At 70.5% G+C, this 25029-nt stretch carries 22 protein-coding genes; 15 read left to right on the top strand and 7 right to left on the bottom strand.

Annotated elements, in window-relative coordinates; all coding sequences use genetic code 11:
- Nucleotides 1-6: 6 nt before the first annotated feature.
- From ACIBW9_RS17935 to ACIBW9_RS17915, 5 genes are all read left to right on the top strand, one after another.
- A complete protein-coding gene (locus ACIBW9_RS17935) occupies nucleotides 7-783 on the top strand; it encodes an SDR family oxidoreductase (protein WP_398956000.1) in 777 nt (258 codons plus the stop codon).
- A 115-nt stretch (nucleotides 784-898) separates the two neighbouring features.
- Nucleotides 899-1903, top strand: coding sequence for a Gfo/Idh/MocA family oxidoreductase (locus ACIBW9_RS17930; protein WP_398955998.1), 1005 nt, complete (start codon nucleotides 899-901; stop codon nucleotides 1901-1903).
- Between the two features lie 161 nt (nucleotides 1904-2064).
- Nucleotides 2065-3423: an FAD-dependent oxidoreductase gene (locus ACIBW9_RS17925; protein ID WP_398955996.1), complete on the top strand. Its 1359-nt coding sequence runs from the start codon at nucleotides 2065-2067 to the stop codon at nucleotides 3421-3423.
- The gene (locus ACIBW9_RS17920) at nucleotides 3423-4439 is read left to right on the top strand and encodes a Gfo/Idh/MocA family protein (RefSeq protein ID WP_398955994.1); all 1017 of its coding nucleotides are present in this window, start codon (nucleotides 3423-3425) and stop codon (nucleotides 4437-4439) included. The genes ACIBW9_RS17925 and ACIBW9_RS17920 overlap by 1 nt, the downstream gene beginning before the upstream one ends.
- A gap of 124 nt (nucleotides 4440-4563) precedes the next feature.
- On the top strand, nucleotides 4564-5007 hold the full coding sequence (locus tag ACIBW9_RS17915; protein ID WP_398955991.1) for a GNAT family N-acetyltransferase: 444 nt from the start codon (nucleotides 4564-4566) through the stop codon (nucleotides 5005-5007).
- Here ACIBW9_RS17915 and ACIBW9_RS17910 read toward each other — a convergent pair.
- The 5 genes from ACIBW9_RS17910 to ACIBW9_RS17890 are packed head-to-tail and all read right to left on the bottom strand — an operon-like array spanning nucleotide 4988 to nucleotide 9968.
- A complete protein-coding gene (locus ACIBW9_RS17910; protein WP_398955989.1) occupies nucleotides 4988-6025 on the bottom strand; it encodes a Gfo/Idh/MocA family protein in 1038 nt (345 codons plus the stop codon). The genes ACIBW9_RS17915 and ACIBW9_RS17910 overlap by 20 nt on opposite strands.
- 24 nt (nucleotides 6026-6049) lie before the next feature.
- Entirely contained in the window at nucleotides 6050-6952 is a 903-nt protein-coding gene (locus tag ACIBW9_RS17905; RefSeq protein ID WP_398955987.1) for a sugar phosphate isomerase/epimerase family protein, read from the bottom strand.
- A 1-nt stretch (nucleotide 6953) separates the two neighbouring features.
- Nucleotides 6954-7868 (bottom strand): ATP-binding cassette domain-containing protein, encoded by a 915-nt coding sequence (locus ACIBW9_RS17900; protein ID WP_398955985.1) that lies wholly within the window; start codon nucleotides 7866-7868, stop codon nucleotides 6954-6956.
- A gap of 4 nt (nucleotides 7869-7872) precedes the next feature.
- Nucleotides 7873-8949 (bottom strand): ABC transporter permease, encoded by a 1077-nt coding sequence (locus ACIBW9_RS17895; RefSeq protein WP_398956487.1) that lies wholly within the window; start codon nucleotides 8947-8949, stop codon nucleotides 7873-7875.
- The gene (locus tag ACIBW9_RS17890; RefSeq protein ID WP_398955983.1) at nucleotides 8949-9968 is read right to left on the bottom strand and encodes a sugar ABC transporter substrate-binding protein; all 1020 of its coding nucleotides are present in this window, start codon (nucleotides 9966-9968) and stop codon (nucleotides 8949-8951) included. Before ACIBW9_RS17890 ends, ACIBW9_RS17895 begins: the two co-directional genes overlap by 1 nt.
- A gap of 293 nt (nucleotides 9969-10261) precedes the next feature.
- Here ACIBW9_RS17890 and iolC point away from each other — a divergent pair, with 293 nt between their 5' ends.
- The 7 genes from iolC (at nucleotide 10262) to galE (ending at nucleotide 18491) form a co-directional block, all read left to right on the top strand.
- On the top strand, nucleotides 10262-11224 hold the full coding sequence (gene iolC, locus ACIBW9_RS17885) for a 5-dehydro-2-deoxygluconokinase (protein ID WP_398955981.1): 963 nt from the start codon (nucleotides 10262-10264) through the stop codon (nucleotides 11222-11224).
- Between the two features lie 14 nt (nucleotides 11225-11238).
- Nucleotides 11239-12117 carry a deoxyribose-phosphate aldolase gene (locus tag ACIBW9_RS17880; RefSeq protein ID WP_398955979.1) on the top strand — a complete coding sequence of 293 codons (879 nt, stop codon included), beginning with the start codon at nucleotides 11239-11241 and terminating at the stop codon, nucleotides 12115-12117.
- 28 nt (nucleotides 12118-12145) lie between these two features.
- Nucleotides 12146-13060 (top strand): 5-deoxy-glucuronate isomerase, encoded by a 915-nt coding sequence (iolB, locus tag ACIBW9_RS17875; RefSeq protein ID WP_398955977.1) that lies wholly within the window; start codon nucleotides 12146-12148, stop codon nucleotides 13058-13060.
- Nucleotides 13060-14937: a 3D-(3,5/4)-trihydroxycyclohexane-1,2-dione acylhydrolase (decyclizing) gene (gene iolD, locus ACIBW9_RS17870; protein ID WP_398955975.1), complete on the top strand. Its 1878-nt coding sequence runs from the start codon at nucleotides 13060-13062 to the stop codon at nucleotides 14935-14937. The genes iolB and iolD overlap by 1 nt, the downstream gene beginning before the upstream one ends.
- A 40-nt stretch (nucleotides 14938-14977) precedes the next feature.
- Complete coding sequence (locus ACIBW9_RS17865; RefSeq protein WP_398955973.1) at nucleotides 14978-16480, top strand: CoA-acylating methylmalonate-semialdehyde dehydrogenase; 1503 nt, start codon at nucleotides 14978-14980, stop codon at nucleotides 16478-16480.
- Between the two features lie 32 nt (nucleotides 16481-16512).
- Nucleotides 16513-17295, top strand: a complete 783-nt coding sequence (locus tag ACIBW9_RS17860) for a GntR family transcriptional regulator (RefSeq protein ID WP_398955971.1) — start codon at nucleotides 16513-16515, stop codon at nucleotides 17293-17295.
- 95 nt (nucleotides 17296-17390) lie between these two features.
- Entirely contained in the window at nucleotides 17391-18491 is a 1101-nt protein-coding gene (galE, locus tag ACIBW9_RS17855; protein WP_398955968.1) for a UDP-glucose 4-epimerase GalE, read from the top strand.
- Here galE and ACIBW9_RS17850 read toward each other — a convergent pair.
- Nucleotides 18439-20262, bottom strand: coding sequence for a glycoside hydrolase family 15 protein (locus ACIBW9_RS17850; protein WP_398955966.1), 1824 nt, complete (start codon nucleotides 20260-20262; stop codon nucleotides 18439-18441). The genes galE and ACIBW9_RS17850 overlap by 53 nt on opposite strands.
- Before the next feature lie 240 nt (nucleotides 20263-20502).
- Nucleotides 20503-21345 (bottom strand): hypothetical protein, encoded by an 843-nt coding sequence (locus tag ACIBW9_RS17845; RefSeq protein WP_398955964.1) that lies wholly within the window; start codon nucleotides 21343-21345, stop codon nucleotides 20503-20505.
- Between the two features lie 81 nt (nucleotides 21346-21426).
- Between ACIBW9_RS17845 and ACIBW9_RS17840 the strand changes: the two genes are divergently transcribed.
- The 3 genes from ACIBW9_RS17840 to ACIBW9_RS17830 are packed head-to-tail and all read left to right on the top strand — an operon-like array spanning nucleotide 21427 to nucleotide 25009.
- Nucleotides 21427-22872: a hypothetical protein gene (locus ACIBW9_RS17840; protein ID WP_398955962.1), complete on the top strand. Its 1446-nt coding sequence runs from the start codon at nucleotides 21427-21429 to the stop codon at nucleotides 22870-22872.
- Entirely contained in the window at nucleotides 22872-23867 is a 996-nt protein-coding gene (locus tag ACIBW9_RS17835; protein ID WP_398955960.1) for a hypothetical protein, read from the top strand. The genes ACIBW9_RS17840 and ACIBW9_RS17835 overlap by 1 nt, the downstream gene beginning before the upstream one ends.
- The gene (locus ACIBW9_RS17830) at nucleotides 23864-25009 is read left to right on the top strand and encodes a glycosyltransferase (protein ID WP_398955957.1); all 1146 of its coding nucleotides are present in this window, start codon (nucleotides 23864-23866) and stop codon (nucleotides 25007-25009) included. Before ACIBW9_RS17835 ends, ACIBW9_RS17830 begins: the two co-directional genes overlap by 4 nt.
- The last annotated feature ends 20 nt before the right edge of the window (nucleotides 25010-25029 follow it).

Raw genomic sequence — 25029 nt, 5'->3', positions numbered from 1 at the left:
AGATCCATGGGACTTCTCGACGACAAGGTCGTCCTCGTCAACGGCGGCAGCCAAGGAGTCGGGGCCGCCATCGCCCGCGCCGCCGTGCGTGAGGGGGCGGTCGTGGCCGTCACCGGCCGGCGCCCGGAGCCCGGCGAGGCACTGGTGGGCGAACTGACGGCGGCCGGCGGCAAGGCGATGTTCGTGCGCGCCGACCTGTCCGACGCCGAGCAGGCGAAGGCCGCCGTGGGCGTGGTGGTCGCCGCGTACGGGCGGATCGACTGCCTGGTCAACTCCGCGGGCCTGACCTCGCGGGGCACGCTCCTCGACACCACGCCCGAGCTGTTCGACCAGCACATCGCGATCAACCTCAAGGCGCCGTTCTTCGCGATGCAGGCCACCGTCGCCGACATGGTCTCCCGCAAGGCGCCCGGCACGATCGTCAACATCATCACGTCCTCGGCGCACGGCGGGCAGCCGTTCCTGGCCCCGTACGTCGCCGCGAAGGCCGGCCTGATCGGCCTGACCCGCAACGCCGCGCACGCGCACCGCTGGGACCGGGTGCGGATCAACGGCCTCAACATCGGCTGGACGGCCACCGAGGGCGAGGACGCCACCCAGAAGGCCTTCCACGGCGCCGCCGACAACTGGCGCGCGGAGGCCGCCGCCAGGCTGCCGATGGGCAAGCTGGGCCAGCCGGACGAGATCGCGGACTTCGTGGTCTTCCTGCTGTCCGAGCGGTCGGGCGTGGTGACCGGATCGGTGATCGACTGGGACCAGAACGTCCTGGGCGGCCTGGACTGATATCTCAAGCCCGTCCGGCGATCGAGGACGAGCCCGAAGGGCGATCGGGGCCAGGGGCGGAGCCCCGGCAACGGACAGCAACCACCCACCAAGAAACAGGAAAGCAGCGGAGCTCATGCGTATCGGAATCCTCGGCCTCGGCCGCATCGGCGCCTTCCACGCCGAAACCCTCTCCGGGCTCGACGTGGTCGAGTCGCTCGTGCTGACCGACCCGTTCGCGGACGCCGCCAAGTCCGCGGCGGAGCGGTTCGGCGGCGAGGTCGTGGACTCGCCCCAGGCCCTGCTGGCGGCCGGCGTGGACGGCATCGTGGTCGCGGCCGCGACGGACGCCCACCCCGGTCTGATCCTGGCCGGTGTCGAGGCCGGCATCCCGGTCTTCTGCGAGAAGCCCGTCGCCAGGACCATGGCCGAGGGCGTCGAGGTCCTCAAGGCCGTCGAGGGCAAGGACGTGCCGATCCAGATCGGCTACAACCGCCGCTTCGACACCGGTTTCGTGAACGCCCGCGCCGCCGTGCAGAGCGGCGAGCTGGGCAAGCTGCACACCGTACGGTCGACCACCCTGGACCCGGCGCCCCCGCCGGCCGCGTACATCGCCGCCTCAGGTGGCATCTTCCGCGACTGTTCGGTCCACGACTTCGACATCATCCGCTGGGTGACCGGTCGCGAGGTCGTCGAGGTGTACGCCGTCGGCGGCAACCGGGGTGCCGAGTACATCAAGGACGCGGGCGACGCCGACACCACCGGCGCGATCCTCACCCTGGACGACGGCACCATCGCGGTGGTCTCCAACTCCCGCCACAACGCCCGGGGCTACGACGTCCGCATGGAGATCCACGGCTTCACGGACTCCATCGCGGTGGGCCTGGAGGACAAGCTGCCGTTGCGCTCCGTCGAGCCCGGCGTGACCTTCCCGGCGGGCACCCCGCACGACTTCTTCATGGACCGCTTCACCGCGGCCTACCGCGCCGAACTCACCGCGTTCACCGAGGTCGTGGCCGGCAGTCGCCCCTCGCCCTGCACGATCGCGGACGCCCTGGAGGCGGGCTGGATCGCCGACGCGTGCACGCTGTCGCTGCACGAGCACCGCCCGGTGACCATCGCCGAGGTCCGCGCCGCCTGAGCGGCGGCCCCAGTCCCTCGTGCTCCGGGCGCCGGCCCGGCCTCCGGCGCCCGGAGCACGAGTGTGCGAATCGCCACGTTGCCCCTGACGGTCACGACCGCGTGATCTCCCCGTACGACGATGAGATCCACGGACGTCGAACCGAACGAGGAGCAACGCCCATGAGCACCGGCGAGATACCCCGGCCCCACACCGAAACCCCTCAACCCGCCCTGCCCGGCCGGCAGTTAGGCAGCGAGCGGCGAGTGGTGGTCATCGGCGCCGGGCCCAGCGGCCTCGCGGCCGCCCGTGAACTGGAGCGCGCCGGACACCGGGTGACCGTCCTGGAGGAACAGGAGACGGTCGCCGGGAAGTGCCAGAGCGTGCAGGTCGACGGCCGGGCCCACGATCTGGGCGGCCACATCTGCACCAACCAGTACGAGCGGACGGCACAGTTGCTGACGGAACTGGACATGGAGACGGAGCGCACCACCCGCTACCGCGTCCTCGACGTCGAGCGGCGCACCGCGGTCCGCCAGACCATGTCGTTCCTGCGCGACGGCGCCTTCGGGCGCTACCGGGCGCTGCGCGAGCGGGAGTTCCCGCGCATCGCCGAACCCGGGCTCGCCCACTCGGCGCGGGCCCTGGCCGCCCCGGTCACCCACTGGCTCGCCGAGCACGGCCTCGAGTCCATGGCCGAGTCGTTCGGCACCGGATACACCGCGGCCGGGTACGGCTATCTCGACGAGCAGGTGCCCGCGCTGTACTTCGTCAAGTACGCCGAGATGACCGGCCTGCTGTCCCCTGGGCCCGAACTGCTGGGCCACGGGGGTGCGTTCACCGTCACGGGAGGCTTCGGCACGCTGTGGCAGCGGGTCGCCGAGGAGCTGAAGGACGTGCGGTGCGCGGTGCGCGTGGTGGCGGTCGAGCGGCACGAGGGCGGGGTGCGGGTGCACACGGGCTCCGGCCCGGTGGAGGCCGACGACCTGGTGCTCGCCGTCCCCCTGGACCGCGTCCTGCCGGTCCTGGACGCCACCGCGGAGGAGCGCGACCTCGCAGCGAGGATCGTCTCGAACGCCTACCACACCACCCTCGCCACCGCGTCCGGGCTGCCCGAGAACGCCTTCTACTTCCTCGACCGCCACACCGCGACCCGCGAGGCGGCCGGCCACTGCGTCTCGTACCACCACCGCTACCCGGGCAGCGACGTGCGGACCTTCTACTCCTACGGCCGCCCCGAGGACGTCGGCGCGCTGCTGGAGGCCGACGTGGCGGAACTCGGCGGACGGCTGGAGAAGACGCATCTGCACCGCCAGTGGGCGTTCATGCCGCACTTCGGCAGCGACGACCTCGCCGACGGTGCCCTGGACCGGTTGGACGCCCTGCAGGGCCGCGAGCACACCTACTACGTCGGCGGCCTGCCTGCCTTCGAACTCATCGAATGCACCATCGCCCACGCCCAGGACCTGGTCCGCCGCCATTTCCCGTCAGCCGACGGCACACTGGCCCTGCACCAACGGACAGAGAAGGAAACGACCTGATGAGCGAACCGGTCCGCGAACCCCTGCGCATCGGCGTCCTGGGCGCCGCCCGGATCACCGAACGCGCCCTGATCGACCCGGCCCGCACCGCCGGGCACCGCCTGGTCGCGGTCGCCGCCCGCGACCGCTCCCGCGCCGAGACCTTCGCCGTCGAGCACGGTGTGGAGCGGGTCGCGGACTCCTACGCGGCCCTGCTCGCCGACCCCGAGGTCGAGGTCGTCTACAACCCGCTGGCCAACGGCCTGCACGGCCCGTGGAACCTGGCCGCACTCGCGGCCGGCAAGCACGTCCTGTCGGAGAAGCCGTCGGCGAGCAACGCCGAGGAGGCCGCCGAGGTCCGGGAGGCGGCCGCCAAGGCGGGCACGGTCTTCATGGAGGCCTTCCACTACCTCTTCCACCCGGTCACCCGCCGCCTGCACGAGCTCCTGGCCGGTGGTGAACTGGGCGAGCTGCAGCGGGTGGAGACCATGGTCGCCATCCCGGCCCCGGCGGACTCCGACCCGCGCTGGTCCCTGCCGCTGGCCGGCGGGGCCGTGATGGACCTCGGCTGCTACAGCCTGCACGCCGTACGGATGCTGGCCCCCTGGTCGGGCGGCACACCGAGCCTGGTCTCCGCCCGCGGCGGTGAACGCGCGGGCGCCCCCGGCGTCGACGAATGGCTGGACGCCGACCTCACCTTCCCGAACGGCGCCACCGCCTCCGCCCGCTGCCACATGGCGTACGACAAGCTGGAGATGAGCTGCCGGATCATCGGCACCCGCGGCGAGGCCCTGGCCCCGAACTTCGTCCTCCCCCAGCTGGACGACCGGATCGTGATCCGCACCGCGGACGGCGAGCGGACGGAGCGACTCGGCACCCGGTCCTCGTACACGTACCAACTGGAGGCGTTCACGGCCCGGGTACGCGAGGGCACTCCGCTGCCCCTGGACGCGGACGACGCGCTGGCGACGATGACCCTGATCGACGAGAGCTACCGGGCGGCGGGGTTCGAACCGCGGCCGCGGACGCGGGTGTAGCCGAGGGCTGGACACCGCTCCGGCCCGGTGGGCAGGGCCGGGCGCCGGCGGGGCCCGCGATCCGAGCGACAGCGACGGGATGCGCACGAGCCCCCTCCGCGGCCTCCTCTGCGATGATCGGCCCATGGCCGTACGCATCGCTCCCGCCCAAGTCACCGACATCCAGCAGGTCCTCGCCGACCACCCCCGCTATTGGGGCGAGCGCGATCTGCGCGATCTGCATCTCCTGGCCCTGGTGCAGGAGTTCGGCGAGACCTGTCTGGTCGCCCGGTTGGACGACGGCATTCTCGGGTATCTGATCGGGTTCGTCACGCCCGGCGGCACCGGATATGTGCACCTGATCGCGACGCGGGACGACGCCCGGGGCAGCGGTCTGGGGCGGGAGCTGTACGGTGCGTTCACCGAGGCAGCGCGACGGCAGGGGGCGGTCCGGCTGAAGGCCATCACGAGCCTCGGCAACAAGGGGTCGGTGGCCTTCCACCGCAGTCTCGGGTTCGAGGTGAATGTGGAGGCGGACTACAACGGGCCCGGCGAGGACCGGGTGGTGTTCAGCCGGGCTGTCGGCTGACCTCGTACAGTGCCGGTCGGTCCACCAGTTCCACCGGCACCCGGGTGCCTTCCTCCAGCGCCTTCACGCCCGCCTCGCAGACCGCGGCGACGGCGTAGCCGTCCCACACGCTCGGGCCGACGACCTCGCCGCGGCGGGTGGCGTCGACCCAGGCCTGGACCTCGCGGTCGTAGGCGTCGGCGAAGCGTTCGAGGTAGTCCTGGATGATGGTGCCGCCCCAGCGGCCCGCCATGTTGGTGACCAGGGCGTGGCCGTCGCCGATGCGGGCGGTGCCGCGTTCGCAGACCACCTCGGCCTGGACCTGGTAGCCGAAGCCGCAGTTGACGAAGATCTCGACGTCGACGATCGCTCCGCCCTCGGTCTCGAAGACGACGAACTGCGGATCCTGCATCTCGTCCGGGGCGTTCGCGGACGGCGTCGGGCGCATGACGGTGACGGCGGTGATCTCCTGGCCGAGCAGCCAGCGTGTCACGTCCATCTCGTGCACGACGGAGTCGTTGATAAGCATCTCGCTGCGCCATCCTGGCGGTGACGCGAGGTTGCGATGCCGGTTGTGCAGCATCAGCGGGCGCCCCAACTGGCCCGTGTTCAGGAGGGCCTTGAGCTTCATGTACTCGGCGTCGTAGCGCCGCATGAAGCCCACCTGGACCCGGCGGCGGCCCAGCTTCTGCTCCGCTTCCAGCACCCGCAGCGCGGAGGCCGCGTCCGGGGTGAGCGGCTTCTCGCACAGTACGGGCAGATCGTGCTCGAACGCCGTCAGCAGGGCCGCCTCGTGGGCGGGCCCCGGGGAGGCGATCAGCACGGCGTCGACATCGGCCGCCGACAGGGCGGCGGCCGGGTCGGAGTAGGCGGTGCAGCCGTCGATGCGGGCGGCGACGTCCTTGGCGCGTTCCGCATCGACGTCCACGACCGCGGTCACCCTGGCCCCGCTGACCACCTCCTGGATACGGCGGACGTGGTCGGCACCCATCTTGCCCGTGCCGACGACCGCGACCTGCAGTGTTCCTTGCCCAGCCATGGTCGTTCGTCCCCCTTCGAAGGGTCAGGCGCCGCAGGACCTCAGGAAATTGCGGGTGCGCACCGCGATCGGCAGCGGCTTGTCCGGCTCGCACGGGTACATGTCCTGCTCGACGATGGCGAACAGCTCCACGCCGAGCTTCTGCGCGGCCTCCATCACCGGCCCCAACTCGGGCACCCCGGAGGGAGGTTCGCACATCACGCCCTGCGCCACGGCAGGCCCGAACGGTGTGCCCTTGGCGTGTACGTCGGCGAGGATCTGCGGATCCACCTGCTTGAGGTGCAGATAGCCGATGCGCTCGCCGTAGGTCTCGATCAGCTTGACGCTGTCGCCGCCGCAGTAGGCGTAGTGCCCGGTGTCCAGGCACAGGTTGACCAGTTCGGAGTCGGTCGAGTCGAGGAAGCGCTCGACATGGTCCTCGGTGTCGATATGGGTGTCGGCGTGCGGGTGTACGACGATGTCGAGGCCGTACGCCTCCTTCACCTCGTGCCCGAGCCGCTCCATGCCCTTGGTGAGGTACGCCCACTGTTCGCCGGTCAGCTCCGGCGGCTCCAGGATCTCGGCCGTCTTGTCGTCGCGCCAGAAGGACGGGATGACGACGAGATGCTTCGCGCCCATCGCCTGGGTGAGCGCCGCGACCTGGCTGACATGCTCCCAGGTGGACTCCCAGACGGCGGGGCCTCGGTGCAGGCCGGTGAAGACCGTGCCCGCCGAGACCTTCAGGTCCCGTTTGGCGATCTCGTCGGTGAGGCGGGCCGGGTCGGTCGGCAGATAGCCGTACGGGCCCAGCTCGATCCACGAGTACCCGGCCTCGGCGACCTCGTCGAGGAAGCGTTCCCAGGGCACCTGCTGGGGGTCGTCCGGGAACCAGACGCCCCAGGAGTCGGGGGCCGATCCGACCCGGATGCGGTCCAGAGCACCTGCCATGTCAGGAGGTTCCTTCCGGGGTCTTCGCCACGGGTGCGGTGAGGTCGGCCTCTTCGGGGAGTTCCTCGACGTCGACGCCGCGTACTTGGGACAGCTCGTGCTTGAGCGCGGCGAGTTCGGCGCCGCCGGCCATGTGGTTGGTCAGCTCCTCCAGGGTGATCCGGCTGCGCTCGGCGGACAGTTCCATGGTGCCCAGGCGCAGCACGCTGAAGTGGTCGCCGACCATGTAGGCGTGGTGCGGGTTGTGGGTGATGAAGATGACGCCCAGGCCCCGGTCGCGGGCGGCGGCGATGTACTTCAGCACCACACCGGACTGCTTGACGCCCAGGGCGGCGGTGGGCTCGTCCAGGATCAGGACGCGGGCGCCGAAGTAGACGGCGCGGGCGATGGCCACGCACTGGCGCTGGCCGCCGGAGAGAGTGCCGATGGGCTGTTCCAGGTCGTCCAGGATGATGCCCATCTCGCGCAGCTCTTCGTCCGCGGTCTTCTTCATCTTCTCGATGTCGAGGCGGCGCAGGGGCCAGGGACCCTTGGTCATCTCGGAGCCGAGGAAGAAGTTGCGCCACACCGGCATCAGCGGGACGGTCGCCAGGTCCTGGTAGACGGTGGCGATGCCGCGGTCCAGGGCGTCGCGGGGGGTGGTGAAGCGGACCGGGGCGCCGTCGACGAGGAACTCACCCTCGGTGTGCTGGTGCAGGCCCGAGATGATCTTGATGAGGGTGGACTTGCCGGCGCCGTTGTCGCCGAGCACGCAGGTGACCTGGCTGGGGCGGACCTGCAGGCTGACGCCGTGCAGGGCGCGGATGTTGCCGTAGGACTTGCCCGCGTTGCGCAGTTCGACGATCACCCCGTCGGCCTGCTCGGGGGCGGTGTCGGCGAGGATCGCGCCGTGCGTGCCGGATTCGTTGTTGGTCATGGTGTCACCTCCGGGTCGCGGTGCGCTGGACCCACAGATTGATCAGGACGGCGCCGAGCAGCATCACGCCGAGGAAGGCCTTGAACCAGTCGGGGTTCCAGCCCGCGTAGACGATGCCCTGCTGCACCATGCCGAACATGAACGCGCCGAAGACCGGGCCGATCGCGCTGCCGGCACCGCCGGTCAGCAGGCAGCCGCCGATCACCGCCGCCGAGATGTAGATCAGCTCCTGGCCGACGCCCTCGCCGGACTGCACGGTGTTGAAGGAGAACAGCTGGTGCATGCCGACGAACCAGGCGCCGAAGCCGACCAGCATGAACAGGGAGATCTTGGTGAACGCCACGGGCACACCCACGGCTCGCGCGCTCTCCTTGTTGCCGCCGACCGCGAAGGTCCAGTTGCCGTACTTGGTGCGCAGCAGCACCCAGGTGGCGATGGCGGCGAAGACCAGCCACCACACGATGGTGATCTTCACCTGGACGCCGCCCAGGCTGAACGACGAGGCGAAAATCTTCTTGGCCTGGTCGAAGCCGTCCATGTTGCTGATGTCGTCGGTGGCCACGTTCGTGGTCACCAACTTGGTCACGGCGAGGTTGGCGCCCTGCAGGATCAGGAAGGTGCCCAGGGTGACCAGGAAGCTGGGCAGTCCGGTCCTGACGACCATCCAGCCGTTGAACGCCCCGACCGCCAGCGACACGATCAGCGCGACCAGCACACCCACCCACACGTTCAGGGTGAGCTGGTAGCTGAGCATGGACGCGGTCAGCGCGGAGGTGATCACCGCGACGCCCGCGGACAGATCGAACTCGCCGCCGATCATCAGCAGGGCGACCGGCAGGGCCATGATGCCGATGGTGGAGGACTGGTAGAGGATATTGGCCATCGAGTCGCTGTCGCGCACCGGCGGGGCGGCGATCAGGAAGAACACGTAGACCGCGACCGCGCCGAGGAAGACGCCGACGTCGGGACGGGCCAACAGACGGGTCACCAGGGGGCGTTGAGCGGTCCGGCCGTCGGTTTCCTTCGGGCCGGAGGCCGGCGGTGTGGTCACCGCCGGCTCGGCGTGCTGGGTCATACTGATCACCGGGTTCCGTTCGCGGCGAACTTGGCGACGCTCGCGACGTTGGACTTGTCGACGAAGGCCGGACCGGTCAGCACCGGCTGCTGACCACCACCGCTGTAGTTGCCGTTGTTCTTGTAGAGCCACAGGGCATCGACCGCCAAGTAGCCCTGGAGGTAGGGCTGCTGGTCGACGGCGAACTCGATGGAGCCCTTGCTGATCGCGCCGGTCAGGTCCTTGTTGAGGTCGAAGGTGGCGACCTTGGCCTTGCTGCCGCCCTCGGACACGGCCTGAACGGCGGTCAGAGCGGTCTGGGCGCCGAGCGTGATGACGTGGTCGATCGCGCTGTCCTGCTTGAGCTTGGCAATGATCGTCGACTTCACGGACGGCTGGTCGGTGCCGTTGACGAACACGGTCTCCAGCTTGCCGGAGAAGGTCTTCTTCACACCGTCGCAGCGCTGTGTCAGGCCGATGTTGCCCTGCTCGTGGATCACGCAGACGGCCGTCTTGGAGCCGACCTGGTTCAGCCGGTTGCCGAGCGCCTCGCCCGCGACCGTCTCGTCCTGGCCGAAGAACTCCAGCAGGCCCAGCTTCTTCCAGTCGCTCACACCGGAGTTGAGGCCGACCACGGGTATCTTCGACCCTTCCGCCTTGGCCAGAACGCTCTTGAGGGCGTCCGGCTTGGCCAGGGTGACCGCGATGCCGTCGACCTTCTTGTCGATCGCGTTCTGCACCAGGGTGGCCTGGTTGCCCGCGTTCGGGTCGGACGTGTAGTCGAGCTTGATGTTGTCCTTGGCCGCGGCGGCCTCGGCGCCCTTGCGGACGATGTCCCAGAACGTGTCGCCGGAGGGCGCGTGCGTCACGAACGCGACCGTCATCCGAGGCGTGGTGGCCTTGCCGGCCGATGCGTTGGCGCCACCCTCCTCGGACTTCTTGCCCCCGGAGCTGCTGGAGCAGCCGGCGAGGGTGAGGGCAGCCGCCGCGGCCACCGCGATGACGGGGGCGATTCTGCGGGAGCGGGGGTGAGAAGAGCGGTCCATCTTTCCTGGCACCTCACTGTGCGTTGCGGGGGAAAGGGAGAAGGGATCACGAAGATCCAGGGGCCCGGGATCTTGGCATGCCCGGGTCGTCTGCCGCAAACGCGGCGGTCGGCCTGGGACGGGATCAAACCCCTGGCCGGGCCCGCTGTCAATACTTTGTTAAGACATCATTTCACGAGCTAGTCCGAATGTAAGTACAAACTATTGACAGCGTCACCCTCCGAGGCCTACACCTGTGGGGCGGCAGGCCCTCTGGGACCCGCATCCCCAGACCAGCTCGAGGAGCGTCGCGCATGGCCGAGTCAGACCAGTCCTTCGACTTGATCACTATGGGCCGTATCGGAGTCGATCTCTACCCGCTGCAGTCAGGGGTGCCCCTGGCCCGGGTCGAGACCTTCGGCAAGTTCCTCGGCGGTTCGGCCGCCAACGTGGCGGTCGCCGCCGCCCGGCTCGGCCGGAACACCGCGGTGATCACCCGCACCGGGGACGACCCCTTCGGCGCCTATCTGCACGAGGCACTGAAGGAGTTCGGCGTCGACGATCGCTGGGTCGCGCCCGTCGCCGCGTACCCGACACCGGTGACCTTCTGCGAGATCTTCCCTCCGGATGACTTCCCTCTGTATTTCTACCGGCAGCCTAAGGCTCCTGACCTGGAGATACATTCCGAGGAGCTGGACTACTTCGCCATCCGGGCGAGCCGGGTCTTCTGGATCACCGGGACCGGTCTGAGCGAGGAGCCCAGCCGCTCCGCCACGCTCGCCGCCCTCAAGGCGCGCGACAAGGCCGGTACGACGGTCTTCGACCTCGACTGGCGCCCCATGTTCTGGCGCGACCCGGAGGAGGCCCGCCCGTACTACGCGGAGGCCCTGCGACACGTCACCGTCGCGGTCGGCAACCTCGACGAGTGCGAGGTCGCCACCGGCGTCCGCGAGCCCCGGGCCTGCGCCGAGGCGCTGCTGGAGGCGGGCGTGGAACTGGCGGTCGTCAAGCAGGGCCCCAAGGGCGTCCTCGCGGTGCACCGCGACGGCACCAGCGCCGAGGTACCGCCGGTACCGGTGGAGGTGGCCAACGGTCTCGGCGCGGGCGACGCCTTCGGCGGCTCCCTGGTGCACGGCCTGCTGGCCGGCTGGGAGTTGGCCGAAATCATGCGGTACGCCAACGCGGCCGGCGCCCTCGTCGCCTCCCGTCTCGCCTGTTCCTCCGCGATGCCCACCGAGGCCGAGGTCGAGGACCTCCTCGCGCGAGCCACCCTCTGAAACGGAGCTTCCCCTTGTCCCTCAGCCTCCCGGACCTCGTCTCGGTCAGGGCCCGCCATCCCGAGGCGATCGCCGAGGCGGCCGCCCGGCGCACGCGCCGCCCGCTCATCGGCGACAGCGGCCGCCTGATGATCGTGGCTGCCGACCACCCGGCCCGCGGCGCCCTCGGCGTCGGCGACCGGCGGCTGGCCATGGCCGGCCGCGCCGATCTGCTGGAGCGCCTGTGCGTCGCGCTGTCGCGGCCGGGTGTGGACGGGGTGCTGGCCACCGCCGACATCCTGGAGGACCTCCTCCTGCTCGGGGTGCTGGAGAACAAGGTCGTCATGGGGTCCATGAACCGCGGGGGCCTCGCGGGCGCCGTCTTCGAGATGGACGACCGCTTCACCGGCCACCGCGCCGAGGACATCGCCCGGCTCCGTTTCGACGCGGGCAAGCTGCTGCTGCGCATCGACTACGACGACCCGGGCTCACTGACCACGCTGGAGTCCACGGCCCGCGCGATCGACGACATGGCGGCCCACCGGCTGCCGCTGTTCGTCGAGCCGTTCATCTCCCGCCGGATCGACGGCCGGGTCAGCAACGACCTGTCCGCCGAGGCCGTCACGAAGTCCATCGCGATCGCCGCAGGTCTGGGCGGCACCTCCGCCTACACCTGGCTGAAGCTGCCCGTCACCGACGACCCGGACGACATGGGCGAGGTGCTGGAGACCTCCACCCTGCCGACCGTGCTGCTCGGCGGCGAGGTGGGCGAGGATCAGGAGGGTGCGTACGAGCGCTGGCGCAAGGCCCTCAGACTGCCGACCGTGCAGGGCATGGTCGTCGGGCGGTCGCTGCTCTACCCGGCGGAGGGCAGTGTGGAGACGGCGGTCGACACGGCCGTAGGACTGCTGTGACGTGGCTCGTGATACGGAGGAGTGCCCTATGACCTACCACCTGCCCGCCGGAAAGGCCCTCGGCGGCCCCTACGTCGTGGACGTCACCCCGGAGAAGGCCGGCTGGGGTTACTCCAGCCTGCGTGTGCTGGAGCTGCCGCCGGGCGGCGCGCACACCTTCGACACCGGCGACAGCGAGTGGATCGTGCTGCCGCTCAGCGGCGGCTGCACGGTCGCGGCCGCCGACGACTTCGGCCACGACACCTTCGAACTCACCGGCCGGGACAGCGTGTTCAGCGCCGTCAGCGACTTCGCGTACGTACCAAGGGACGCCCGTACGACGGTCACCTCCGCCGGCGGTGGACGGTTCGCCCTCACCGGCGCGCGCTGCACCCGTCGGCTGCCCGCCCGCTACGGCCCCGCCTCCTCCGTACCGGTGGAGCTGCGCGGCACCGGGAACTCCTCCCGCCAGGTCAACAACTTCGGCGCGGCAGCCCGCGCCGGAGGCGCTGATGGACAGGGTTTCGAGTGCGACAAGCTCATCGCGGTCGAGGTGATCACGCCGGGCGGCAACTGGTCGTCGTTCCCGCCGCACAAGCACGACGAGCACCGGCCGGGCGAGGAATCGGTCCTCGAAGAGATCTACTACTTCGAGTTCGCCGCCCACGACGGCATCCCCGGTCTCGGCTACCAGCGGGTCTCCCCCTCCGGGCAGGGCCGCAACACGGATGTGCTGGCCGAGGTGCGCGGCGGTGACGTCGTGCTGATCCCCGACGGCTGGCACGGACCCTCCATGGCCGTGCCCGGCCACGACATGTACTACCTCAACGTCATGGCGGGCCCGGAGCCCGAGCGTGCCTGGCTGATCTGCGACCACCCTGATCACGCCTGGGTCCGCTCCACCTGGCCCGAGCAGCCCGTCGACCCCCGCCTCCCCCTCTACACGGCCCCGGAGAAGTCCTGATGAGCACCACCACCCGCCGCCTGACCGTCGCTCAGGCCCTGGTGCAGTTCCTGTCGGTCCAGTACACCGAGCGCGATGGCGTGCGCCGGCGGCTGATCGCGGGCACCTGGGGGATCTTCGGCCATGGCAACGTCGCCGGGATCGGCCAGGCCCTGCTGGAGGCGGGCGAGGAGACGATGCCGTACCACCAGGGCCGCAACGAGCAGGCCATGGTGCACGCGGCCGTGGGCTACGCCCGCCAGCTCGACCGCCTGTCCGCGCAGGCGGTGACGACGTCCATCGGCCCGGGCGCCACCAACCTGGTCACCGGCGCCGCGCTCGCCACCATCAACCGTCTGCCGGTCCTGCTGCTGCCGGGCGACTACTTCGCCACCCGGGTCGCCGACCCGCTGCTGCAGCAGCTGGAGCATCCGACCGAGGCGGACGTGTCCGTGAACGACACCCTGCGCCCCGTCTCCCGCTACTTCGACCGCATCACGCGCCCCGAGGCCCTGATCCCCTCGGCCCTCAACGCCATGCGGGTGCTCGCCGACCCGGCCGAGACCGGTGCCGTGACTCTGGCTCTTCCCCAGGACGTGCAGGCGGAGGCGTACGACTGGCCGGAGGAGTTCTTCGCCGAGCGTGTGTGGCATGTGCGGCGGCCGGCTCCCGATCCGTACGAGTTGGCGGAGGCGGTGGCGGCGATCCGCGCGGCCGAGCGGCCGCTGATCGTCGCGGGCGGCGGCATCCACCACAGCCAGGCCGAGGACGCGCTCGAGGCGCTGGTGGACGCCACCGGTATCCCGGTCGCCTCGACCCAGGCCGGCAAGGGCTCGCTGCGCCACGACCACCCCGCCGACCTCGGCGGCATCGGGCACACCGGCACGGCGGTCTGCGACGACATCGCCCGTACGGCCGACCTGATCATCGGGGTGGGAACGCGCTACACGGACTTCACCACCGCCTCCAACACGCTCTTCCAGCGGCCGGAGGTCCGGTTCGTCAACCTCAACATCGCCGCGTTCGACGCTCACAAGCTGGCGGCGCGGACCGTGGTGTGCGATGCGCGTGCGGGGCTCACAGCGTTGACGGAGGCCCTCGCCGGTCACCGTGTGAACTCGGTTTACGAGGCCGAGTACCGCACCGGCAAGGAACGCTGGGAGCAGGTGGTCGACGCCGCTTTCACCGCCGCCGACGAGAACGCGGTACCCACCCAGACCCAGGTGCTCGGCGCCCTGGACGCGGTGGTCGGCGACGAGGACGTGGTGATCAACGCGGCCGGTTCGCTCCCCGGCGACCTGCACAAGCTCTGGCGGGCCCGCAGCCGGCGCCAGTACCACCTGGAGTACGGCTACTCCTGCATGGGCTACGAGATCCCGGCCGGCATCGGCGTCCAGCAGGCCGCCCCCGGCACCCCGGTGTGGTCCCTGGTCGGCGACGGCACGTACCTCATGATGCCGACCGAGATCGTCACGGCCGTCCAGGAGGGCCTGCCCGTCAACCTCGTCCTCATCCAGAACCACGGCTACGCCTCCATCGGCGGCCTCTCCGAATCGGTCGGCGGCGAGCGCTTCGGCACCGCCTACCGCTACCGGGCGGCCGACGGAACCTTCTCCGGCGCCCCCCTCCCCGTCGACCTGGCCGCCAACGCGGGCAGCCTCGGCATGGACGTACTGCGCGCCAAGACGGTCCGCGAACTGCGCGAGGCGCTCACCGCGGCCCGCGCCTCCGACCGCCCGACCTGCGTCTACGTCGAGACCGACACCGCCGGCCCGGCCGCTCCCCCGGCCGAGGCCTGGTGGGACGTTCCGGTCGCCGAGACCGCGTCCCGCGAGGCCGCCGTACAGGCCCGCGAGGAGTACGACCGGCAGGTCGCCGGGCAGCGCCGCCACCTCTGACCTCCCCACGCACGACCCCTTTGTGAAAGGCCCCCGCACCATGAAGACCATCACCCACTGGATCGACGGCAAGCCCGTCGAGTCCGCCTCCGGCCGCCACGGCGCCGTATACAACCCGGCGACCGGCGCACAGGAGAAGCAGGTCGGATTCGCGACCGTCGACGAGGTGGACGCCGCCGTCGCCTCCGCGAAGACCGCCTTCGAGACCTGGGGCGCCTCCTCGCTGGCCAAGCGCACCGCGATCCTGTTCAAGTACCGCGAGCTCCTCGACGCCCACCGCGACGAGATCGCCGAGCTGATCACCGCCGAGCACGGCAAGGTGCACTCCGACGCCCTCGGCGAGGTCGCGCGCGGCATGGAGATCGTCGAGCTGGCCTGCGGGATCAGCGTGCAGCTGAAGGGCGAGCTGTCGACGCAGGTCTCCACCCGCGTGGACGTCGCCTCGATCCGGCAGCCGCTGGGCGTGGTCGCGGGCATCACGCCGTTCAACTTCCCGGCCATGGTGCCGATGTGGATGTTCCCGCTGGCCATCGCGTGCGGCAACACCTTCGTGCTCAAGCCGAGCGAGAAGGACCCCTCGGCCTCCTTCCGCCTGGCCGAACTGGCCGCCGAGGCGGGCCTGCCGGACGGCGTCCTGAACATCGTGCAGGGCGACAAGGTGGCCGTCGACCGCCTGCTGGAGCACCCGGACATCGAAGCCGTCTCCTTCGTCGGCTCGACCCCGATCGCCAAGTACATCCAGCTCAAGGCGGTCGAACACGGCAAGCGCGTCCAGGCCCTGGGGGGCGCGAAGAACCACATGCTCGTCCTGCCCGACGCCGACCTGGACTTCGCCGCCGACCAGGCGATCAACGCGGCGTACGGCTCGGCGGGCGAGCGCTGCATGGCCGTCTCCGTCGTGGTCGCGGTCGGCGACACAGGCGACGAACTGGTCGCCAAGATCGCCGAGCGTGCGAAGAACCTGAAGATCGGCCCCGGCAACGACCCGTCCTCCGAGATGGGCCCGCTGATCACCCGCGAGCACCGCGACAAGGTGGCGTCGTACGTGACCTCGGCCGCCGAGCAGGGCGCGGAGGTCGTGGTGGACGGCACCGGCCACACGGTCGAGGGACACCCCGAGTGCGCGGACGGCTTCTTCATCGGCGTATCACTGCTGGACAAGGTGCCGCTGACGGCGGACGCCTACCGTGACGAGATCTTCGGCCCGGTCCTGGCCGTCGTCCGTGCCGACTCGTACGACGAGGCCATCAAGCTGATCAACGACTCCCGCTGGGGCAACGGCACCGCGATCTTCACCCGGGACGGCGGCGCCGCCCGCCGCTTCCAGCTGGAGGTCAAGGCGGGCATGGTCGGCGTGAACGTGCCGATCCCGGTGCCCGTCGGCTACCACTCCTTCGGCGGCTGGAAGGACTCCCTCTTCGGCGATCTGCACATCTACGGAGGCGACGGCATCGCCTTCTACACACAGGGAAAGGTGATCACCACGCGCTGGCCGGACCCGGCCGACGCGGGCATCAACCTCGGTTTCCCCAGCCACTCCTGACGTTTCGTCAGCACTCAGAGGGAGGTACGCCCATGGCGAGGACCGGCGGCACCACACGTGCCGCGACGGCCGCTGTCGACTCGCTGGACTTCGCCCTGGACCGGGGCAGTCCGGTGCCGCTGTACTACCAGCTGGCCCAGCAGCTGGAGGCGGCGATCGAGCACGGAGCGCTCGCCCCGGGCAACCTCCTGGGCAACGAGATCGACCTCTCGACGCGCCTGGGCCTGTCCAGACCCACCGTCCGCCAGGCCATCCAGTCCCTGGTCGACAAGGGGCTGCTGGTGCGCCGCCGAGGGGTCGGCACTCAGGTGGTGCACAGCCAGGTCAAGCGCCCGCTGGAGCTCAGCAGCCTCTACGACGACCTGGAGTCGGCCGGGCAGGGCCCCAGCACTCAGGTGGTGCGCAACGAGCGCGAGCCGGCTTCCCCGGACGTCGCGGCCGCGCTCGGCATCGCGGAGGGCAGCGAGGTGATCGCCCTGGAGCGGCTGCGCCTCACCCACGGCCAGCCGGTCGCCCTGCTGTGCAACTACCTCCCCGCGACCCTGCTGGAGCTCGACTCCGCCCGCCTGGAGGCGACCGGCCTGTACCGGATGATGCGCACCGCCGGCATCACCCTGCACAGCGCCCACCAGACCATCGGCGCCCGCTCCGCCACCGCCGAGGAGGCCGTCCGCCTCGACGAGGAGGAGGGCGCGGCCGTGCTCACCATGCAGCGCACGGCGTACGACGACACCGGGCGACCGGTCGAGTACGGGACGCACATCTACCGCGCGTCCCGCTACGCGTTCGACTTCCAGCTGCTGGTCAGGCCGTGAACCGGCGCTCTTGACTCCCGGGGCCGGAAAGTGCACTGTCTTGGGTATACGCCGTAAACATACGACGTCCTTCTCCTCCCGCCCGACGAGGAACCGTGGACAAGTACCGGCGAGCGCGTGCACGCCCGGGGGCCGCACCCTCCTGGGCTCCCTCCACCGTCCTCGTCACCGGCGGCGCCGGGTTCCTCGGCAGCCACGCCTGCGTCGAGCTCCTCGACCATGGTTACGAGGTGATCGTGGTCGACGACTACGCCAACAGCACACCCCATGTCTTCGCGCGGGTGGAGCGGATCGCGGGCCGGTTCGTCGGGGCCGTCTACGAACTGGACATACGGGACCGGCGCGCCCTGTCGGCCGTCTTCGACCGGCATCCCGTGGACGCCGTCATGCACCTCGCCGCGCTCAAGTCCGTGAGCGGATCGGTCGAGTCGCCGGTCGAGTACTACGACACCAACGTGGGCGGCACCACCTCCCTGCTGCGCACGATGCACGAGCACGAAGTCCACCGGCTCGTGTTCTCCTCCTCGTGCTCGGTCTACGGCGACGCGGGCGCGGGCCCACTCGCCGAATCGACCCCGGCAAGTCCGACCAACCCCTATGCGGCTTCGAAGCGTGTCTGCGAGCAGGTCCTCGCCGATGTGTGCCGGCGCCGCCCCGAGTACACGGTGCTGTGCCTGCGCTACTTCAATCCGGCCGGCGCGCATCCCAGCGGACTGCTCGGCGAGGACCCGCAGGGCGCCCCCGACAACCTCATGCCGCGCGTGGCGCAGGTCGCCCTCGGCCACAGCAAGCGGCTGCAGGTGTTCGGCGGTGACTACCCCACCCCTGACGGCACGGCGGTCCGGGACTACATCCACGTCATGGACACCGTCGAGGCGCACCGCATCGCGCTCGACCACCTCGCCGACGCCCCTGGCATGCATGTGTTCAACCTCGGCCTGGGGCGGGGCATTTCGGTCCTGGATGTGATCGACGCGTTCTCCGAGGCCAGCGCCAAGCCCATTCCGTACGAAGTCGGGCCGCGCCGTCCCGGAGACGTCGCCACACTCGTCGCCGACGCGAGCGCCGTCAGTCGCGCCTGGGGCTGGCGGCCCACCCGAACCCTTGCGGACATGTGCCGGGACGCGTGGCGCTTCCAGCGGCTCAACCCGAACGGGTACGCGGGCGCCGAGCGGCGCCCGGACCCGAAGCTCTGAGGGCGAACGCGGTCTCCACCAGGGCGATGTGGCTGAACGCCTTGGGGGCGTTGCCCAGTTGACGGCCCGCGTCGGGATCCCACTGCTCCGAGAGCAGGCCGACGTCGTTGCGCACGGCGAGCACGCGCTCGAAGAGGTCCCGGGCCTGTTCGACGTGGCCGGTCGCGGCAAGGGCGTCCGCGTACCAGAGGGAGCAGGACACGAAGGCGCCTTCCGAGCCGTGCACACCGTCCACTTCATGGACGCCGTCGCCGTCCGACGCGTAGCGCCGTACGAAGCCCCGTAGATCGAGCCGGCTCATCGCGCGGACGGTGCCGCGCATCCGCTGGTCGTGGGCGGGCAGGAAGCCGAACCGTGGCATCAGCAGGACCGACGCGTCCAGCGCCGACGAGCCGTAGGACTGCACGAAGCTGCACTGTCCGGGGTCCCAGCCCTCCTGGCAGACCTGGCGGTGCACCTCGTCCCGCATGGCGCGCCATTCGCCGGAGGAGCCGTTGCGGCCGAGCAGCTCCCCCATCCGCAGAGCGCGGTCGGCGGCCACCCAGGCCATGACCTTGGAGTGCACGAACTGCCGCCGCGGGCCCCGCATTTGCCACAGCCCCTGGTCCGGTTCGCGCCAGTGCCGCTGCAGATAGCCCATCATGGCCTCCACCAGATGCCACACATGGGCCGGCATCGGGATGCCGGCGCGCAGCGACAGCCAGAAGGTGTCGAGGACCTCGCCGTACACGTCCAGCTGGAACTGGTTCGCCGCGGAGTTGCCGAAGCGGACGGGCCGCGAGCCCTCGTAGCCGGCCAGCCAGGGCGCCTCGGTCTCGGGCAGCAGGCGCTGTCCGCCGACGCCGTACACGGTCTGCAGATCGCACGGGTTGCCGGCGATGGCCCGCACCAGCCAGTCCAGCCAGGCCGTCGCCTCCTCCCGGTAACCGCTGTGCAGGAGGCAGGACTGGGCGAAGGTGGAGTCGCGCAGCCAGCAGTACCGGTAGTCCCAGTTGCGCTCGCCGCCGATGCAGCCGGGCAGCGAGGTGGTGGGGGCTGCCACGATGCCGCCCGTGGGGGCGTAGATGAGCGCCTTCAAGGTGATCAGTGACCGCACCACGGCGTCCCGCCACGGCCCTTCGTAGCAGCACTGGGCGGTCCAGGTCCGCCAGTAGTCGGCCGTCTCCTTGAGCAGCGTCTCGGCCGGGAGGCTCAGCGGCGCGGGCGGTTCGGGCAGGTGCGAGGGCGACCACGCCAGCGTCAGCGCGAGTCGCCGTCCGGCCGAGACGGTGAAGTCGTAGACCGTGGCGTCGACGCCGCCCGGTTCCCGTACGGCCCCGTCGGCGCCCAGCCACACGGCGTCCGGGCCGGCGACCGCCACCGCGCACTGATCGACGGCCCGGACCCAGGGCACGACCCGACCCTGGTGGAAGCGCAGCCGCAGCTCGCTGCGCATGGACACGGAGCCCGAGAGTCCCTCCACCACCCGGACCAGACAAGGCACCCCCGCCCGCGGCGGCATGAAGTCCGTGACCCGCACCACCCCCGTCGGGGTCTCCCACCGCGAGTCCAGGACGAGCGTGTCGCGCCGGTACGACCGGTGCGCGCAGGGACCGCCGCCGACGGGGGCGACCCGCCAGAACCCGTTGCCCGGCGTGCCGAGCAGCGCGGCCAGGCAGGCGGGGGAGTCGAAGCGGGGCAGACAGAGCCAGTCGATGGAGCCATCCCGGCCGACCATGGCGGCTGTTTCCAGGTCACTGAGGAGGGCGTAGGCCTCGATGGGTGTGCTCATGACCGGAGAGGAACCCTCTCCCTCCCTTCAATCCCCAGCAGGACGATAGGGCATTCGGCGTATATTTACGCCGTATACGTACATCTTCTCCCCTCAGGACAGCGCGGTCAATCCGGGCGGTCCGGGGTCATCGCTGACGCTGATCGCCCGGACGGGTTGACGGCACCCCCAAGAGGGTCGAATCTGTATATATACGACGTAAACGTACAGATTTGGCCGCGCCCCCCGTGACCGTTGAGCTCAGGGAAGTGGGAAGAGTCCGTGCGGTGCCTCATTCAGCCTCTTCAGCACACGGAGCAGCTCCGGGTGGTCAGTCAGTTCGCCGCCCTTGTAGTGCCAGGAGAACGTCAGCTGACCCAGCCAGCGGGAGCGCTGCCACTGCGCGATCATCCCGGTCAGTTCGTCGGCCGTGGGCCAACGCCACTGCGCATAGGAGAACGCCTGGAGCATGCCCATGTAGCGGGTGACTCCCGCGGCGCGCAACCGGGACAAAGCCCGCGGGATCTTCGACCAGTCGCACGGCCTGGCCACCAGACATGGATACACATCGACACTCATCACATCCGTCGCGCCGCGGAACGCCGCGAACTGGTTCGGATCGTCCACGTTCACCAGCGTGAAGTGGTCGGTGTCCCGATCGAGGGAGCGCACCAGAGCCGACCGGGCGCGGACCTCGGCCGCAGCCCTTGGGCAGTTGAGGTCCGTGTTGGGCTCATCCGCCACGAAATAGCCGGCAACCCGGGACGAGCGGGCGAGTCCGTACCGCGCGAATCGCGTCCTGATCTCGCCGTCGCTCCACTTCCAGCGACAGCGAGCCTTGTCGTACCCGCCGAGCCACACCAGGGCACGCTGATCGGTAGTGATCTTCGAGACGTGTTCGGGCGTGACGTCGACCAACGAGTAGCCATAGCGCGCTGTGACCGGATCCGTGGTGTTGAGCGCCACGGAGAGGAACCCCGCCGCGAAGCCGTGGCGTTCGCGCTGCTCCCCGTGACAGGAGAGCGTGGCCACCAACAGGAGGGCTGCCGCGAGGACCGCACGGCTCTTGTGCCGCCATCCGCGCCGGACGTCGGACTTGGTCATCGGTCATCTCCCCCATCCGCTCGACATTCCGAACTTTTCCGACATTCAGACAAGAAAATGTGATCTTACTGAGGACGCACGATGGAATTCAACGAGACTCTGCGCCGCACCGTCAGCGGACGCTGGCGGGTGCTCGTACTGTTCATCGTCCTGCCGATGCTCGTTGTTGGAGCTCTCGGGCTCAGCAACCCGACTCTGTACGTCTCCAAGGCGCGCGTTCAAGCATCGGCAACGCTGCCTACGACGGATGTCCAGGCCAACGCGATGCTCAGCCGGGTGAGGGCCGTCGTCACCAGTGGCTCCGTCATCAGACCGGCTCTCAAGGACTCGAAGGTCGCAGACCGTACTCAGGCCCAGGTGGCCCGCGAGATCAAGGTCTCACGGCTCGGCGGCAGCGCCGTGTTCAACGTCAGGGTGACCGACCGCGATCCGAGAACTGCCGAGAAACTCGGGAGCGCGGTGTCGGAAGAGCTCGTGCATTTCTTCAACAACACCGGAAACCTGCTGGTCACACAGCTGACGGACCGTGAGAGCAAGCTCCAGGACCAGCGGACACAGATCGCCGCCCAGCTGCCCGATGCCAGGACCGCGTCGGAGTCCGGGCAGCTCACCGCCAAGCTCGGCTCCCTCGACCAGCAGATCCTCGACGTCCAGGCCTCACTACGTGCCGCGCAGGCCGCCGGCCTGGGCGACCGGACAGCCTCGCTGCTGTCCTCGGCCAGCGACGCAGAGCGGGTACCGCAACTCTCCGGCTCCACCATGGTTCTGGCCGGTGTGATCGGGCTGGTGGCCGGATTGGTGGCGGTGACGCTGCTCGAGGTGTTCCGGCCACACGTGGCGGGACCGGGCGCGTTCGCCCGCGAGCTCGACACGCCGGTCCTGGGCCGTCTCCCCGGCACCCGCCGCCGGTCCCAGGAGGGCGACAAACGGTCCCGCATCGACGACGAAACGGTCCTTGCGCTGCGCCGGGCTGCCGCCCGCGCCGGAGCGGGAACGGTCGTGCTGACCGGGCCTGGCGGCGAAGAACACCTGGCCCGCCTGGCGGTGGAACTCCGGACGCGGCTGGCCGGTTCGGGCGACTCCGCCGCTCCGGGGGACACCGAGCCCTTCGCACCCGGCCCCGACGGTCCGTACGGCGTCGGACCGAAGCCCGATGAGAACGGCGGACGCGATCGCCCGGCGCAGCTGCAGACACTGGCACCGGGGTTCGGGATCGCCTCCCTGGCGGACCGCCGCGTCGCCCAGGAGACCGCCGTGCGCGAGTCCACCGTTCCCACCGTCCAGGTCGCTGCACTGCACCAACTGGACACCGCCCATCACCCCGCCCCGCACGTCTTGGTCGCCGTGGAGCCCGAGCTTCCGGCCTACGCCGAGCTGGACAGAGTGAAGAACCTGGCGGCCACCACCGCCTGGCCGGTCATCGGGGTACTGGGCGATCCCGCGCACCCGCGTTCCGGTGAGGAAAGCCGGTTCGAGAGGCCTGCGAGCATCGCCCGCCTGGCGCGAGCCCGAAAGGAGGCGGGCTGATGCGCGCCATGCTCGTCCAGGCCGGGGAACGCCTCCTGGTCGACTGCCGTTGGGCACCGTTTGCCCGGTTGCTCACCGAAGGCGGCGCCCGGGCCTGGCGACCCCCGGACGGACTACCCGCCGATGTGCATGTCGAGGTGCAGCGGCAGCGCACCCCGTTCGACGTGCGCGGCTGGGAGCCGTTCACCCGCTGCGGCCATGCCCGGAACGGAGCGGTGGTGTTGTCCAATGCCTGTGGCAGCGGCTTCGACCTGCGGCTGACGGTCGGCGAGGGACAACTCCGGGTCGAGGCCCGGTGGCGACCACAGGTCCGGGAGCGTCTCGCCGCGACGCTGCTGCGCTCCCGCTTCCATCTGCTGGCCCGGGCGGTGCTGCTGCAGTACCCGGCCCTGTGGTGGGCAGGTTGCCGTGGGCGGGTGCCCCTGCATGCTTCCCCGGTCACCGTCGGCCCGATCGTGCCGTTGCTGGCCGGACCGGGCGGCATCGGCCGCTCGACGCTGCTGCTGGGCGCCGTCGCTGCCGGTGAACGCACCTGTTCCGACAACCTGTGCGTCACCGACGGCCGGACGTGCCACGGCCTGGTCGAACCGATGCGCGTCCAGGGTGGCAACGGTCGGCGCATGGCCTACGGGCGCACCGAGCGTCCGCTGCCCGGGCGGGTGGACGCCCTCTGCCCGGACCGGCTCGTGCTGTTGCGCCGCACAGCCTCGGCCGGCCCGGTGGTGCGTTCCCTGACCCCCGAGCGGGCGGCACGCGCACTGGCCGGCGCCACCTACCTGGCTGGGGAGCTGCGCCGCTACTGGCCCTTCGCCGCCTCCCTCGCGTTGGGCATCGGCCTGGGTCCGGCCCACCCACCGGTTGCCGAGGCAGCACGGGAGATCGCCCGGCGGCTTCCCGCTCACGAGCTGATACTCGGCGATTCGCCGGGGGAAGGACTCGCCGCGCTGTACGGCCTTGCCACCGAGGCTCCTGAGACGGTGGAGACACTCCCATGAAGACAGAGCAGAGACTACGAGTGGCCACCGTGATCACCCGGTTCGAGGCCGGAGCCGGCATCGTCGCCCTGCGCGGAGTGCAGGCCCTGGACCCGGCCGCGTATCGCACCACCATCGTCACCGGGAGCGGCGACCGGCTGCTCGGCCTAGCCTCCGACGCCGGCATCGAGGTCATCGTCGAATCCACCCTGCGCTCGCCGATCGCGCCCGCGGACGACATACGGGCCCTGCACCGGCTGACCCGCCTGTTCACCAGACGCGGATTCCACATCGTCCACACGCACAGCGCCAAGGCGGGCACGCTGGGACGGCTGGCAGCACACCGGGCCGGCGTGCCGCACATCGTCCACACCTTCCACGGGCTGCCCTACCACGAGTTCCAGTCTGCCGCCCGGCGCGGCGCATACATCCGCATCGAGCGGTACGTCGGTCAGCTCACCGACGCAGCTCTCTGTGTGGGCTCGGCCGTGTCCGTCGAGGTGGTGCGGCGCGGCCTGGTGCGCCCGGAGCGTGTGCGTACCATCGGCGTCCCGGTGGATCTCGACGCGCCGGTGCGGACACCGGCCACCCGGGCGCGGGCCCGCGAGGCGCTCGGGCTGACCGGCGCCGGCCCCGTGGTGGGGGCCGTCGGACGGCTCGCCCACCAGAAGCACCCCGAGGCCTTCGTCCGCGCGCTGGCCGCGATGCGCCGGCCCGGTCTCACCGGAGTGTGGATCGGCGGCGGCGAACTGGCCGATCGAGTACACAAGTTGGCCGTCCGCGAGGGCGCACCGGTGTTGTTCGCCGGGGAGCGCCCGGATGTGCCCAACCTGCTGCCGGCCTTCGACGTGTTCGCCCTGCCCAGCCGGTACGAAGGGCTTCCGGTCGCGATCGTCGAGGCGATGGTGAGCGGGGTACCCGTCGTGGCCACCGCTGTCAACTCGGTGCCGGACGTGGTCGTGCCGGGCCGCACAGGGCTGCTCGTGCCCCCGCAACGGCCCGACCTGCTCGCCCTCGCCGTCGGTCATCTGCTGGATCACCCGCGCGAAGCGGCCCGGCTGGCCGCCGAGGCCCGAGCGCGGATCGGCGACGGCTTCAGCAGCAAGGCGCTCGGCGAGGAACTGGCCGACGCGTACACCCCGCCTCGCGCAGCCCGCCCCTGACCGCCCGCACCCGAGGAGTT

The organism is Streptomyces sp. NPDC049541, from assembly GCF_044465725.1.
Lineage (GTDB): Bacteria > Actinomycetota > Actinomycetes > Streptomycetales > Streptomycetaceae > Streptomyces.
The sequence above is the reverse complement of the archived record's forward strand: the minus strand, read 5'-3'. Positions and strand labels throughout refer to the sequence as shown.

Coding starts and splice junctions, on each gene's coding strand:
- ACIBW9_RS17935 (WP_398956000.1), top strand. CDS start 7: ATGGGACTTCTCGACGACAAGGTCGTCCTCGTCAACGGCGGCAGCCAA.
- ACIBW9_RS17930 (WP_398955998.1), top strand. CDS start 899: ATGCGTATCGGAATCCTCGGCCTCGGCCGCATCGGCGCCTTCCACGCC.
- ACIBW9_RS17925 (WP_398955996.1), top strand. CDS start 2,065: ATGAGCACCGGCGAGATACCCCGGCCCCACACCGAAACCCCTCAACCC.
- ACIBW9_RS17920 (WP_398955994.1), top strand. CDS start 3,423: ATGAGCGAACCGGTCCGCGAACCCCTGCGCATCGGCGTCCTGGGCGCC.
- ACIBW9_RS17915 (WP_398955991.1), top strand. CDS start 4,564: ATGGCCGTACGCATCGCTCCCGCCCAAGTCACCGACATCCAGCAGGTC.
- ACIBW9_RS17910 (WP_398955989.1), bottom strand. CDS start 6,025: ATGGCTGGGCAAGGAACACTGCAGGTCGCGGTCGTCGGCACGGGCAAG.
- ACIBW9_RS17905 (WP_398955987.1), bottom strand. CDS start 6,952: ATGGCAGGTGCTCTGGACCGCATCCGGGTCGGATCGGCCCCCGACTCC.
- ACIBW9_RS17900 (WP_398955985.1), bottom strand. CDS start 7,868: ATGACCAACAACGAATCCGGCACGCACGGCGCGATCCTCGCCGACACC.
- ACIBW9_RS17890 (WP_398955983.1), bottom strand. CDS start 9,968: ATGGACCGCTCTTCTCACCCCCGCTCCCGCAGAATCGCCCCCGTCATC.
- iolC (WP_398955981.1), top strand. CDS start 10,262: ATGGCCGAGTCAGACCAGTCCTTCGACTTGATCACTATGGGCCGTATC.
- iolB (WP_398955977.1), top strand. CDS start 12,146: ATGACCTACCACCTGCCCGCCGGAAAGGCCCTCGGCGGCCCCTACGTC.
- iolD (WP_398955975.1), top strand. CDS start 13,060: ATGAGCACCACCACCCGCCGCCTGACCGTCGCTCAGGCCCTGGTGCAG.
- ACIBW9_RS17865 (WP_398955973.1), top strand. CDS start 14,978: ATGAAGACCATCACCCACTGGATCGACGGCAAGCCCGTCGAGTCCGCC.
- ACIBW9_RS17860 (WP_398955971.1), top strand. CDS start 16,513: ATGGCGAGGACCGGCGGCACCACACGTGCCGCGACGGCCGCTGTCGAC.
- ACIBW9_RS17850 (WP_398955966.1), bottom strand. CDS start 20,262: ATGAGCACACCCATCGAGGCCTACGCCCTCCTCAGTGACCTGGAAACA.
- ACIBW9_RS17845 (WP_398955964.1), bottom strand. CDS start 21,345: ATGACCAAGTCCGACGTCCGGCGCGGATGGCGGCACAAGAGCCGTGCG.
- ACIBW9_RS17840 (WP_398955962.1), top strand. CDS start 21,427: ATGGAATTCAACGAGACTCTGCGCCGCACCGTCAGCGGACGCTGGCGG.
- ACIBW9_RS17835 (WP_398955960.1), top strand. CDS start 22,872: ATGCGCGCCATGCTCGTCCAGGCCGGGGAACGCCTCCTGGTCGACTGC.
- ACIBW9_RS17830 (WP_398955957.1), top strand. CDS start 23,864: ATGAAGACAGAGCAGAGACTACGAGTGGCCACCGTGATCACCCGGTTC.